This window comes from Pseudactinotalea sp. HY160, from assembly GCF_009372055.1.
In the GTDB taxonomy this organism is placed as follows: Bacteria; Actinomycetota; Actinomycetes; order Actinomycetales; family Beutenbergiaceae; genus HY158.
The window spans coordinates 348,641-361,012 of record NZ_WHMT01000002.1; the positions used below are offsets into that span (position 1 = coordinate 348,641).

11 protein-coding genes are annotated in these 12,372 nt (G+C 65.3%); 6 read left to right on the forward strand and 5 right to left on the reverse strand.

Annotation, left to right across the window (positions count from 1 at the left end; genetic code table 11):
* Positions 1-21: 21 nt before the first annotated feature.
* The 5 genes from GCG21_RS04220 to GCG21_RS04240 all read left to right on the forward strand — a co-directional run bounded on the left by GCG21_RS04220 (position 22) and on the right by GCG21_RS04240 (position 5,083).
* Positions 22-1,077: a hydroxymethylglutaryl-CoA reductase gene (locus GCG21_RS04220; protein WP_152817984.1), complete on the forward strand. Its 1,056-nt coding sequence runs from the start codon at positions 22-24 to the stop codon at positions 1,075-1,077.
* Positions 1,074-2,249, forward strand: a complete 1,176-nt coding sequence (locus GCG21_RS04225; protein WP_152817985.1) for a hydroxymethylglutaryl-CoA synthase — start codon at positions 1,074-1,076, stop codon at positions 2,247-2,249. The genes GCG21_RS04220 and GCG21_RS04225 overlap by 4 nt, the downstream gene beginning before the upstream one ends.
* A gap of 129 nt (positions 2,250-2,378) precedes the next feature.
* A complete protein-coding gene (locus GCG21_RS04230) occupies positions 2,379-2,765 on the forward strand; it encodes an ArsR/SmtB family transcription factor (protein WP_370460159.1) in 387 nt (128 codons plus the stop codon).
* A 2-nt stretch (positions 2,766-2,767) separates the two neighbouring features.
* Positions 2,768-3,721: a cation diffusion facilitator family transporter gene (locus tag GCG21_RS04235; protein WP_153879090.1), complete on the forward strand. Its 954-nt coding sequence runs from the start codon at positions 2,768-2,770 to the stop codon at positions 3,719-3,721.
* A gap of 534 nt (positions 3,722-4,255) precedes the next feature.
* The gene (locus GCG21_RS04240; RefSeq protein WP_152817986.1) at positions 4,256-5,083 is read left to right on the forward strand and encodes a hypothetical protein; all 828 of its coding nucleotides are present in this window, start codon (positions 4,256-4,258) and stop codon (positions 5,081-5,083) included.
* Between the two features lie 75 nt (positions 5,084-5,158).
* Here the strand turns inward: GCG21_RS04240 and GCG21_RS04245 are convergent, their stop codons facing one another.
* The 5 genes from GCG21_RS04245 to GCG21_RS04265 all read right to left on the reverse strand — a co-directional run bounded on the left by GCG21_RS04245 (position 5,159) and on the right by GCG21_RS04265 (position 12,031).
* Positions 5,159-6,637, reverse strand: a complete 1,479-nt coding sequence (locus tag GCG21_RS04245) for a class I SAM-dependent DNA methyltransferase (RefSeq protein WP_152817987.1) — start codon at positions 6,635-6,637, stop codon at positions 5,159-5,161.
* The gene (locus tag GCG21_RS04250; protein ID WP_370517266.1) at positions 6,634-7,599 is read right to left on the reverse strand and encodes an Abi family protein; all 966 of its coding nucleotides are present in this window, start codon (positions 7,597-7,599) and stop codon (positions 6,634-6,636) included. The genes GCG21_RS04245 and GCG21_RS04250 overlap by 4 nt, the downstream gene beginning before the upstream one ends.
* 108 nt (positions 7,600-7,707) lie before the next feature.
* Positions 7,708-8,610 carry a GIY-YIG nuclease family protein gene (locus tag GCG21_RS04255; protein WP_152817989.1) on the reverse strand — a complete coding sequence of 301 codons (903 nt, stop codon included), beginning with the start codon at positions 8,608-8,610 and terminating at the stop codon, positions 7,708-7,710.
* Positions 8,607-9,785, reverse strand: a complete 1,179-nt coding sequence (locus tag GCG21_RS04260; RefSeq protein WP_152817990.1) for a restriction endonuclease subunit S — start codon at positions 9,783-9,785, stop codon at positions 8,607-8,609. The genes GCG21_RS04255 and GCG21_RS04260 overlap by 4 nt, the downstream gene beginning before the upstream one ends.
* Positions 9,782-12,031, reverse strand: coding sequence for a type I restriction-modification enzyme R subunit C-terminal domain-containing protein (locus tag GCG21_RS04265; protein WP_194164930.1), 2,250 nt, complete (start codon positions 12,029-12,031; stop codon positions 9,782-9,784). Before GCG21_RS04265 ends, GCG21_RS04260 begins: the two co-directional genes overlap by 4 nt.
* Positions 12,032-12,056: 25 nt before the next feature.
* Here GCG21_RS04265 and GCG21_RS04270 point away from each other — a divergent pair.
* Positions 12,057-12,372, forward strand: a 316-nt coding sequence (locus GCG21_RS04270; protein ID WP_194164931.1) for a transposase family protein, incomplete at its 3' end; no start/stop codon positions are given.

Below are 12,372 nucleotides of genomic sequence, written 5' to 3' on the forward strand. Positions count from 1 at the left end.
ACCCCGACACGAAGGACGACCATGACCGGTGAGGAGCCTCCCACCACCACGATCCCCACCCGCTGGGTCGGCCCACTCCGGGTGAGCGGCGACGCCGTCGAGGGGGAGATCGAGGTGCCGCTGGCGACCTACGAGACGCCGCTGTGGCCCTCGGTCGGTCGGGGCGCGCGGATCTCCCGGCTGATCGACGGCGGCATCCGCACCGTCTCGATCGGGGAGCGGATGAGCCGCTCGACCCTGTTCGTGGCCGACGGCGCCGCCATCGCCCACGCGGCCGCCCGGCAGATCGAGGACCGGTTCGGGGAACTGGCCGAGGTCGTGACCACGGGTAGCCGGTTCGCGCGCCTCGAGGAGATCCATCCCGAGGTCGTGGGCAACCTGCTGTTCGTGCGGTTCGCGCTCACGACGGGGGACGCCTCGGGCCACAACATGGTCACGAACGCCGCCGATGCGCTGATGGAGCGGATCCTCTCATGGCAGCTCGGCCTGGAGTACGGGTCGATCTCGGGCAACTACTGCTCCGACAAGAAGGCCACGGCCGTCAACGGCATCCTCGGCCGGGGCCGCAGCGTCGTTGCCGAGATCCTCATCCCGCACGAGATCGTGCGCACCCGGCTGCGCACCGACGCGGCCAAGGTCTGCGATCTCGTGCTCCGAAAGAACCTCATCGGCAGCACGATCGCCGGCGCCCTGCGCTCGGCGAACGCCCACTACGCGAACATGCTGCTCGCGTTCTACCTCGCCACCGGGCAGGATGCGGCCAACATCGTCGAGGGCTCCCAGGGGATCACCTCGGCGGAGAACCGCGCCGACGGGCTCTACTTCGCCTGCACCCTGCCGCATCTGATCGTGGGTACGGTGGGTAACGGCAAGCATCTGCCGCACGTGGAGTACGCCCTGGAGCGACTCGGCTGCCGGGAGGAGCGTGCCGGCGGCGCGAATGCCCGCCGGCTCGCGGCGCTCATCGCCGCCACCGTGCTCTGCGGGGAGCTGTCGCTGCTCGCGGCTCAGACGAACCCGGGCGAACTCATGGCGGCGCACGTGCGATACGAACGACGGAACGGACCTCGAGCATGACGAGCATCGGCATCCACGACCTGGAGGTCGCGACCGCCCACCATGTGCTGGATCTCGGTCTGCTCGCCGAGTCCAAGGGCATCGATCCCGCGAAGTACCGGGTCGGGCTCGGCCAGGACGAGATGAGCATGCCCGCACCGGACGAGGACATCGTCACGATGGGGGCCTCGGCCGCCTGGGAGATCCTGCGCCGGCACGGGACCGACGGGATCCGCACCCTGCTGTTCGCGACCGAATCCGGGCTGGACCAGTCGAAGGCGGCGGGGGTGTGGGTGCACGAGCTGCTCGGGCTGCCCTCCCAGGTGCGCGTGGTCGAGTTCAAGCAGGCGTGCTATTCGGCGACCGCGGCGATCCAGGCGGCGATGGGGATCGTGTCGCGATTCCCCGAGGAGCGCGTGCTCATCATCGCGAGCGACGTGGCCCGCTACGAGCTCGACTCCCCCGGGGAGCCGACACAGGGGGCGGGCGCGGTCGCGATGCTCATCGGCGCCGATCCCGCCATCCTCGAGATCGAGCCGCCCTCGGGGATCCACACCGCCGACGTCGACGACTTCTGGCGCCCGAACGACTCCTCGACCGCCGTGGTCGACGGCGCCGTCTCGGTGCGGGCCTACCTCGACGCGATGACCGGCTCCTGGGACGATCTCGCCGGCCGCGGCGGACCCGCGATCGGGGACATCGACCGGGTCGTCTACCACCAGCCGTTCACGAAGATGGCCCGCAAGGCCCAGCAGCGCCTCGATCGTCACGCCGGCGGGTCACTCGGAACGCTCGGCCTCGATTCCGGGTCGGTGTACAACCGCCGGCTCGGCAACACCTACACGGCCTCGCTCTACTCCTCACTCGCCTCCCTCCTCGACCACGAGGAGGAGGACCTCACCGGCAAGCGCCTCGGCCTGTTCAGCTACGGGTCCGGCTGCGTGAGCGAGCTGATCACCGGGATCGTCCGGCCCGGCTATGCCGACGCCGACCGATCGGCGCGGGTGCGGGCCGCCCTCGACACCCGGGTGCCGCTCGACGTCCCCTCCTACCGGTCTCTCCACGCGCTCGAGCACTCGAGCATGAACGACCTCGAGACCTCGCACGTGACCCGGGCACCGTTCCGCTTCTCCGGCGTGCGTGGCCGCGCCCGCCAGTACGAGCGCACGGACGGCGCCGCCCGGCTTCCGTAGCCGCCGCACCCGGGCTACTCGGTCCTCACCCGCCGACGGGTCGTGCCGAATGGCCCGGGTCGCCGCGGACGTCCCGCCTCCCTCGCACCCACCCTCGACAACATCGCCCCATATCGATACCATCGTGTTATGACGATGAATCGAGGAACGGCGTCCGCCGTCGACGAGGCGGCCACGGTGGCCTACGCGCACCTCTTCCAGGCACTCGCCGAGCCGGCGCGCCTGGAGATCGTGCAGCACCTGGCCTCGGGGGAGCACCGGGTACGCGACCTGGTCGAGCACCTGGGCCTGGCGCAGTCGACGGTGAGCAAGCACGTGGGCTTCCTGCTGGAATGCGGGATCGTCACGGCCCGCCCCGAGGGACGGTCGAGCTGGTACGCCCTCGCGGAACCGGCGCTCCTGCGCATCCTCGTCGCGGCGGCCGAGCGGATGCTCGACGCCACCGGCAATCCCGCGACCCTGTGCGTCCACCTGCGCCACGACGACGCCACGCCGGCCGCGGCCGAGGGGGCGTGACCGTGGGCGCCGGACACTCGCACGCGCCCGCTGCCACGGCGAGCGGGTCCTCCGCGAACGGGGTCGGGGACTTCCGCACGAGGCTGTGGATCGCGTTCGTGATCACGACCCTGGTCGTCGTGGCTCAGGCCGTCGGCTCCGTGCTCACCGGGAGCCTGGCGCTGTTCACCGACACGGTGCACGCCGCGGTCGACGCCTCCGGGCTGCTCATCGCCCTCGTCGCCGCGACGTTGATGCATCGGCCCGCCACCTCGGGGCGAACGTGGGGGTTCCGCCGCGTCGAGGTGATCGCCGCGCTCGGTCAGGCCGCCCTGCTCCTCGCCGTGGGTGCGTACGCGGCGATCGAGGGCATCCGGCGGCTCGTCGATCCACCGGCGGTCCAGGGCGGGGAGCTGCTGCTGTTCGGCGTCATCGGCCTGCTGGCCAACATCGTCGCGATGGTCGTGCTCTCCTCCGGCCGCGCCGCGAACTTCAACATGAGGGCGGCATTCCTGGAGGTCCTCAACGACGCCCTCGGTTCACTCGGGGTGATCGTCGCCGCCGTCGTCATCGCGACGACCGGGTACGAGCAGGCGGATGCCCTGGCGAGTCTGCTCATCGTGGCATTGATCGTGCCGCGCGCGCTGACCCTGCTTCGGGAGACGATCCGCGTGGTCATGGAGTTCACCCCCGCCGGGCTCGACCTCGACGCCGTGCGCGACCACATCCTGGCGCTCGATCACGTCACGGACGTCCACGATCTGCACGCGACGACCGTCGCGACCGGCCTGCCGACCCTCACCGCCCACGTCGTCGTCGAGGACGGCTGCTTCGGGGACGGTCATGCCGCCGAGCTGCTCCGCGCCATCAAGGGATGCGTCGCCGAGCACTTCGCGGTCGCCGTCGAACACTCGACCATCCAGATCGAGACCGCACACATCGCCGAGCGGGAGCCGGTCGGCGCGATCCACGGCTGAGCCGCCGGATTGCGGGCTCTTCACAGTCCAGGATTGCGCCGCGCGCGGGCGCGATTCGCCCATCGTGGGCGCAATGGAGCGCTGCGGGAACACGCGACAGCGGGTTGAGAGGCTTGTTTCCGTGTGGAATCAAGAGATCCGCGCCGATGCCGAGTCTGACGGCGAGGTCGATGACCCTCTGATCGGCGCGTCAGCGGAACCAAAGCAACGACCTCGAACACGGCTCACGGACCAGGAAGTGGACGCTATACGAAAAGCCCGTGCGCAAGGGGTGGGTGTGAACATGCTGGCGCATCACTTCGGGGTTCACCGGGGCACGGTGTGGGCGAAGACGCGCGGGTAATGCTCCAAAGAGTGCGCAGTCGGGGCGTCACCAAGCTTTGAACGGTCTTCACCCGTATGCTCGACACGCGTGGCCGCAGCCCGGGTGGGTCGGCTATCACCTCGCCGCGGTTGGAATGTTGAATCGCCCGATGCGGAAACCTCCCCAAAGTCGACGCAGGCCAGCGCGACGACGGCACAACGAGGACAGGGATGCACGAGAACGGAAACATAGACGACGCTCTGACGAGAATGATCACTTCGGGTGCTGGTGCACTCGGCATAGCTGCGGGAGCGGTGCTCGGCACGGCGGTGGCTGGCCCTCCCGGAGCAGTTGCTGGAGCTGCGGCCGGTGCGCTTCTTCAGGACGGCATGAAGGCCGTCGCAGGCGATGTCGCGGCGCGGTTTACGGCACAGACCGAGCAGGATCGTATGGGCTCTTTGTACGTGCTTGCTCAGAACCAGATTGTGCAACGACTGAACGGAGGCGAGCAACCGCGGTCAGAGTCGTTCTTCAGGCCGCGCGAGCGAAAGAATGCAAAGAAGCTTCGCTCCGAGGCAGATGAGCTACTCGAAGGAGCCTTTCTCGCCGCGCGGAAGGCTTTTGAAGAGCGCAAGGTAGCGCTTCTCGCGAACTTCTACACCAACGTGGTGTTCCGGAATGATCTTGACTCTGGACACGCCAACTACATCTTGTCGCTCATGGAGTCGCTGACCTACAGACAGCTCACTGGCATCTTCATCATCGGCAGTGGTGAGCTATCAAACATGGTGAGAGCAAGAGACTTCCGAGGCGGGGAAGCTCTTGAACCGCTCCAGGTCGGCGTTCTTTTCGAGCTCTATCAACTGGTAAGACTCGATCTGGTGGCGGACTCTGGAGCGAGCTACATACTTGGAGTTGCCGACATCAATCCGTCGCAGCTGCGGCTCCAGGGAACCGGGGCTGAATTGTTCAATCTCATGAGACCGCTGGCACTCGATTTCGACGAATACGGGTACTTCATCAACGCGTTCAGGCGAGATTTCCTGAACTCTCAATAGGCGGCGGGGTGGAAGCGGTAATCCGCCACCATCGCCGTTTCCCTTCGTTGGGCGACTCGATCCAGCCCTCCTGGCCTAATCTGCGGAAGAAGATTCCAAGGCCGCGGCAACCGCTTCGAACTCAGCGAGGGCAGCAGTAAGGTCTTCGACGATTTCGCGGGCGATGACGTCGGGGGCAGGCAGCGAGTCAAGATCGTCGGGGGAGTCATCGCGCAGCCAGGTGATGTCGAGGTTGACCTTGTCGCGGGCGATCAATTCGCCGTACTCGAACGACTTCCAGCATTCTGATTCCAGGCGCGCGTCGCGTGATGAGCCTGCCAGGTACGACTCGACGAACTCGTTCAGATGGGCTCTGCGCAGCGGGTTCTGCTTGAGAGTGAAGTGCTGGTTCGTGCGCAGATCGTACACCCAGAGCTTCCGAGTCCAGGGAGTCTCACTCGCGGGCCTCTTGTCGAAGAACAGCACATTCGCCTTGACACCTTGGGCATAGAAGACGCCGGTCGGGAGACGGAGGATGGTATGCAGGTCGAAGTCATTGAGGAGCTTGCGTCGCAGCACTTCACCTGACCCACCTTCGAACAGCACGTTGTCGGGGAGCACGACGGCGGCGCGCCCGTTGATGTCGAGGATCGTCATGATGTGCTGCAGGAAGTTGAGTTGCTTATTCGAGGTGGTGGTGACGAAATCAGCCCGTTCGATCTCGGTGTCTTCCTTGGACTCGCGTCCATCGGCACCGACCATCGTCATCGACGACTTCCGCCCGAAGGGTGGATTGGAGAGCACCACGCTGTAGCGGTTGCCAGGGTCGGCGATGAGCGCATCGCGCACGTCGATCAGTGAGTCTCCGTCGGGCGTACCGATGCCGTGAAGTAGGAGATTCATCGCGGCGAGCCGTGCAGTACCGTCCACGAGTTCTGTGCCGTGAGCGAAGTCGTCGCGCAGGCGATCACGTTGGATCGGCGTCAGCCGCTCGGCGTGGCTCGATGCATAGTCATGGGCGACGAGGAGGAAGCCGCCGGTGCCGCACGCGGGGTCGATCACCGAGTCGTCGGCCGACGGCTGGATGACGTCGACGATTGCCTGGATCAGATCGCGAGGGGTGAAGTACTGGCCGGCCCCCGAGCCCTTGTCAGAGGCACCCTTTGCGAGAAGCTGCTCATAGGCGTCACCCTTGAGATCGGTTCCGGAGGCGGACCACTGCTCCTTATCGATCAGGTCAACGATGAGGCGCTTGAGTTTCGCCGGGTCTTGGATGCGGTTCTGGGCCTTGCGGAAGATGACTCCGAGAGTTCCCGGCTGCTGAGCAAGGCCGACCAGGATGCGCGTGTACTCGAACTCCAGCGCCACCCCCTCCGCGTCGAGAAGCCGCTGCCACGAGTACTCGTGCGGCACGATCTGCTGCGGCTTGAGCTTCCTCGTCGCACGCTCGTGCGCCATCTTGAGGAACAGCAGGTAGGTGAGCTGCTCGATGTAGTCGAGCACCCCCACCCCGTCGTCACGTAGCAGGTTCCGGAACGAGTCGAGTTTATCGACCAGACGACGGGAATCGGTCATTGCGGCCTCCTCGACCAGAACGGATCGTCACACCATGCTTCGGGGAAGCCCATCTCTCCGACGTGACGACCATGGAGTTGAGCGAACGATGTATCGACAAGCTCCCGGACCTTGGCGCGCCACGTAGTACCCGGCGAAGCGGCTTCGAGCAGGAGACCCATGACGCACAGCGCACCGTAGACCCGCTCGCTTTGCCCGTCGGGGAGGGAGACGAGGGCTGGAACCATCCTCAGTGCCGCGGTGCTGGCCGGCGCGAAGGATCGGTTCCACAGCCGCGCATGATGTGCACTCGTATTACGCACGATCGCCAGTTGCTCGAACCAGCGCACGAGTGGATGGTTCTTCTTGGCCCGGTCGGCCTGACTCTTGCTCAGCGCGCCAAGGTCGATCTGCACGCCGAATTGCTCCGCGATCTCCCATTGCACTCTCGCGGGCAACCCCTCATAGAGGCGGGACACGTCCGCGAAGTCGAGCACCTCCGAAAGTACCCAGATCGGTAACCGCCCACCGTAGTGCTCATCATGATGTCGCACGGCATCGTTGCGGCGGCGCGAACGAGCGACGCGCCTCTGCACGGTATCCAGCCATGCCGCGTGATCGAACGTGGGGCGAAAGTGCGCTCGGTCGAGGTACGCCAAAGCACCATACGCACCGACGGACTCGTTGAGCCGCGTGCGGAGCATCACCTCGACCCGCTCTACGCCGTCATGGACGAGCGTCCGGAGCTTCCGGTCGAACTCGTACAGGGCAACCACGTCGGCAAAGGACGTGCCCGCCTCGAAGGAGTCGCCGCGTCGGCTTCCATTCAGGACGCGGCACGGATACCAGTAGCCGCTGAGCCGGTAGTAGCCGACGCTCCCCAGCCACTGCGCCGCGAACTCACGCTCGAGCGTCATGCCGCGCTGCTCCAGCTTGGCAAGGTGCTCATCGGGCGAGCCGTACGGCTTGACACGGCGCGTCACTCGAACCATCCCCGAACAGAGATCCAGCCCACACCAGGAGACTGGGCGGGCTGAACTGTTGACCCGAGTGTAACCCCGCCCCGGGTCGTTGACCAAGTGCCTCGAGGTTCAATCATCCTCGACCCCGCGGCTCTCCCACGCACCGAACGACCCCTCGCTACTGGCCCACTCGACGCGCCCGTTGCACGACCGGCCGAGCGCTACCGCTCCCGCCGTCGAGGGTGAACCGAAGACGATGTCGCGCATCGTGCGAGCAGCACCCCCCTCAACGACGATGGAACCATCGGCGACCAAGCCCTCGTGCTGGGCGCGGTAGCTCGCGTATGCCTTCTGGGTACTACGAGCATGCCCCACACCGTGCCACGTGGGGACGACGACGGACCCGCTGAGCATGATGAACTCGCCGTCGATCTGCTGAGCGCGGGCGTCAACGGTCCTGTGCTTGTTCGTCAACGTGAACACCGGTGACTCTGAGGTTGACGAGGCGATAACTTGCGACATCGCGGGGCGCACACGGATGACGTTCACCCCGAGCACGGGAAGCACGATCTGCAGCTCACCGAGGAAGTACTCCATGTCAGACACGTCGGCCTCGGGCAGTCGGGGCCTCGGCGGTGCCGTACCGTTCTCCAGCGTGACGCGACCGGCCTGCTGGGCGAGCTCGATCAATCGCGACTCCAGGTAGCGCACGTGCGATTTCGTGAGGTTCGTGTCCTTCGAGGTGATGAGCACCGCCTGGTTCCAGAACGACTTCTCCTTGACGTGAGCGCGGAGTCGCGTCGCCACGACATCGGCCTCGCCGACATAGCAGCGTGTATCACCGACCGCGTCTTCGTCCTCACCGAGCAACAGGTACGCGCCGGTGCGCTCGGCCTCCTCACGCCGCAGGAGCTCGGCGAGGTCGGAACGGCGCGCGGAGAGCACGCTGCCCGTCCAATTCGTGATCTCCGCCGCCGTCAAACCACCGCGAGTGCCGTCTACGAGGAAGAGCTTGACCTGCTTGCCGTTCATGCCTCAACCCTCCCCTCGACCACTGACATGTCCGACGAGGATCCCGTGAGGCGACCCGAGAAGGCAGCTGCCAGGAGGGAGCGGCGGAGAGCACCGGAGCGTTCACGTGCAGCACCCGTAGCCTGTGTGAGCCGTCCGAGAGCCTCGCGTCCCGCTGCGACCTCGGCGAGGATACGGCGCTGATCCGGCAATGACGGAACCGGGACGACAACGCGACCCAGATCTCTCTGGTTGACCTTATAGATTCCGGCAGTTGTCCTGGCAACTTGCTCGATCTGGCGACGGACGCTCGTCGAGTTCCACACGAGCGCGAGAAATCCTGCGTCGACTAGGTCAGCACGCGGGCGCGCTCGTATCAACGTATCTGGGAAGGCGACAGGATCGGGGTCCTCCGCAACGAGCCCGCCTCGACCTACCAGATGCAGACTTCCGTTTCCCCGCGAGATGAGAAAGTCGCCTTGATGTACAAGGAATCGCTCCGCCTCGTCCGCTGTCCACGCGCCCGGCTTGCGCTCTCGAAGATCGACCATGCCGTCGGTGAGTGCCGAAAGCCGAAGGACCGGAAATCCGCCTTCGCAAGTCTTCACCGAGCGCCCGTTGGCGAGATCGCGGCCGAGCAGACTTGTCAACGGGACCTCATCGCAGGTCGCATCTGCCAACGCGTGGGCAAGCACATGGGCGCTGAGAGCCGATATTCTCATTGCCGCGGCATCAAGTTGTGAATCGGCCGCATCGAGGTGAGAGAGGTGGTCTTCGAGGATCGCGACGATCCGGCGCTGCTCCTCGAGCGGCGGGACAAGGATCTCCTGCGCTTCGAGGTCCTCTCGGCGAAGACTGGGGGTCGCCGTTGAGCTATCAAGCTTCCCGAGTGGTAGGGAGCGCAGTTGCCAAGTCAGGAAGCGCTCATCCAGGCGCTCTGGAATCGCGGCGTAGTAGGTGGTATCGATCGGCCAGCAGCCCGCCGTCTCAAGCTGAACCTGCCCGACGTTGCCCTTTCGGCCAATAATGACGACGGGATCGAACGCGAGCGGCTCTGCGGTACCTGTCATCCGCCCCGCAGAACCGAGGACTGGGAATGGCGCAGAGTCGTCCCGCTGGTCCTTTGGTAACGCCTTGCCATACCGAACCTTCAGGACCGCACCGATTCGTTCGCGAGTCCAACTGACCTCGCTCACGCGGCGAGCTCCCGGTTGAGTTCTTCGATGAGGTCGCCGGCGTTGTCGCCGAGGTCACGGAGGGCGCCGTCGACGCCGCCGCGCTCGTTGAAGGGCGCGTTGTCGAGGTCGTCGGCGTCGATGCCCGCGGAGGACGCGATGATCCGCATCATCCGGTCGAGCCACCACCGCTGAGTCTCGGTGAACGTGGCTCCTGCCTGCTCTTGGCGGAGGAGCCAGTTCTCGTAGCGATCCTCGACTTGATCGGCGTACGGCACGAGTACCTCGTCCACTCCAGCCTCGAGCCGCAGCAGGGAGATCAGGTCGGTTGCCGCGTGCCGGTTGCGGTTCTCGGCCTGGCCTTGGTACTCGATTCCGAGGGAGAGGTAGGAGTTCCAGATGACATCGACGGTCCAGTTGTACGGAGGACGTGCGATCCTGTCGGCGAGTTCCTGGATCTGGTCGAAGCGGATGCCTCGCCCCTTTGCCTCCAACATGAGCTCGATTGCGCTGATCTCGTTACGGTGCTCGGCGAGGTACTCCCGCCACGAGTTGATCGTGTGCTTCGCCTTGTCGGGGTCCACGACCCCGTACGCTTCGAGCACCTCGTCGCGGCTCACCTCGTCGATGATCTGATCCTTCGCGTGGCGCAGTTCGATGATCCTCGTGCGCAGTTCGGGGTTGGCGGCCAGCGGTTCGACGGCCGTGTCGAGAAGGACTTGCACCACGTCGGCGGGAGCGCGATCGGTTTCTGCGGCAATGGCGCCGGCCTGGGTCTCGGGGTCGACTGCAGCTACGAGTGCCCGCACGATGTCATGCATCGATGCTTCTGCATCATGCAGTCCGGCAACTTCGTCGAGTTCGTTCCGCTCGGCGGGAGTCAGCTGTCGATCGAGAGCCGCCAGTCGGCCGGCCAGTGTGGCGACCTCGTCTTCGGTGAGAGTGAGCGCCGCGGCTTTGTCGAGCAACTTCTTCAGACTGATCGACTTTTCACGGTTGAGGGGCGGTTCGACGAAGTCGTGTTCGGTCACGCCGATGGCATCCACGATCACGAATCGCGTCTTCGCATCGGCGTCGTCGGTCACCGCCTTGAGGTCGGCCGGTGCGATGGTTCGGGCACCGCGGCCCTTCATCTGCTCGTAGTATTGACCGCTGCGCACGTCGCGCATGAACATGACGCATTCCAGCGGCTTGACGTCGGTGCCGGTCGCGATCATGTCGACGCTCACTGCGATGCGCATGGCGGGACTGGTGCGGAAAGCCTTCAGACGACCCTTCGGGTCTTTCGCCGAGTAGGTGATCTTCGCAGCGAAGTCGTTTCCCTTCCCGAACACTTCCCGCACGGTCTGCACAATCTCCTCGGCGTGGTTGTCGTCCTTGGCGAAGATCAGCGTCTTCGGCACGGTGTGGCGTCCCGGGAAGATCTCGGTGAAGAGCCGGTCGCGGAAGATTTCCAGCACGAGTCGGATCTGGTGCTTCGACGTCACCGCCCGGTCCAGTTGGCCGGGTGTGTAGTCGAGATCGGCGTCGAGCCGGATCAGCTTCTGCTCCCGGGTGCTGCGATCGACCGTCGGAACGTAGGTTCCGGCCTCGATCGTGGAACCGTTCGTGGTGATCTCGGTCCGGATACGGAAGATGTCGAAGTCGACGTTCACGCCGTCGGCAACCGACTGTGGATAGGTGTACTCCGAGACCAGGTTCTGCTGGAAGAAGCCGAAGGTCTGCTTCCCCGGCGTGGCTGTGAGCCCGACGATGTGCGCGTCGAAGTATTCGAGCACCCCGCGCCAGACCCCGTAGATCGAACGGTGTGCCTCGTCGACGATGACTAGGTCGAAGGTCTCCGGCGGAATTTCGGGGTTGTAGCCGACCGTCACGGGTTCGTCGGGACGAAACTCGTCGAGACCCTGGTCGTCACCTTCGGGCACGTCCTCGTTCTTGATCGCTTTGAACACACGCTGGATCGTCGAGATCGCGACCTTCGTCGAATCCGGCATCCCACCCCTGGCGAGCTTCGTCACGTTGTACAGCTCGGTGAAACGGCGGCCGTCGTCGGGCGTGCGGTAGTTCTGGAACTCTCCCATCGTCTGATCCGCGAGGTTGTTTCGATCCACGAGGAAAAGGATGCGCTTGAAACCACCCCACTTGAGGAGTCGATATGCCTCCGTGACGGCGGTATAGGGGCTCTTCGTGGTTCGTGGTGAAAGTGGCCCGCGCGTCGTAGGCGTGTGAGGGCTCGTGGTCCTGCTGTGATGGGTGTTGCGAGACATCCACAAGAGCAGAGGACCACGAGCTATGGACGAGTTTACTGGCTCGCAGCGTGATGCTGCGAGCACGATCTTCAATCTGTCTGACTACCGTGTCATCGACGCGATCGATCTTCCCGGCGGAGGCCGTCGGGTCGTGATCGAGTCACTCGCCCCGCCTGGCTGCCCGGCGTGTGGTGTGATCGCGGTGAAGATCCATTCCCGGCGCCGGCAGCGTCTGCGTGATCTGCCGATCGCGGGTGCGGTCGAGGTGTGGTGGGCCAAGCGGCGCTGGTTCTGCCGGGAAGAGCTGTGCGGGCGTGGCACGTTCGCCGAGTCCACCATCCAGGTCCCCAGGTTCGCCC

Coding starts and splice junctions, on each gene's coding strand:
- GCG21_RS04245 (WP_152817987.1), bottom strand. CDS start 6,637: ATGACCGATTCCCGTCGTCTGGTCGATAAACTCGACTCGTTCCGGAAC.
- GCG21_RS04255 (WP_152817989.1), bottom strand. CDS start 8,610: ATGAACGGCAAGCAGGTCAAGCTCTTCCTCGTAGACGGCACTCGCGGT.
- GCG21_RS04220 (WP_152817984.1), top strand. CDS start 22: ATGACCGGTGAGGAGCCTCCCACCACCACGATCCCCACCCGCTGGGTC.
- GCG21_RS04265 (WP_194164930.1), bottom strand. CDS start 12,031: ATGTCTCGCAACACCCATCACAGCAGGACCACGAGCCCTCACACGCCT.
- GCG21_RS04225 (WP_152817985.1), top strand. CDS start 1,074: ATGACGAGCATCGGCATCCACGACCTGGAGGTCGCGACCGCCCACCAT.
- GCG21_RS04230 (WP_370460159.1), top strand. CDS start 2,379: ATGACGATGAATCGAGGAACGGCGTCCGCCGTCGACGAGGCGGCCACG.
- GCG21_RS04240 (WP_152817986.1), top strand. CDS start 4,256: ATGCACGAGAACGGAAACATAGACGACGCTCTGACGAGAATGATCACT.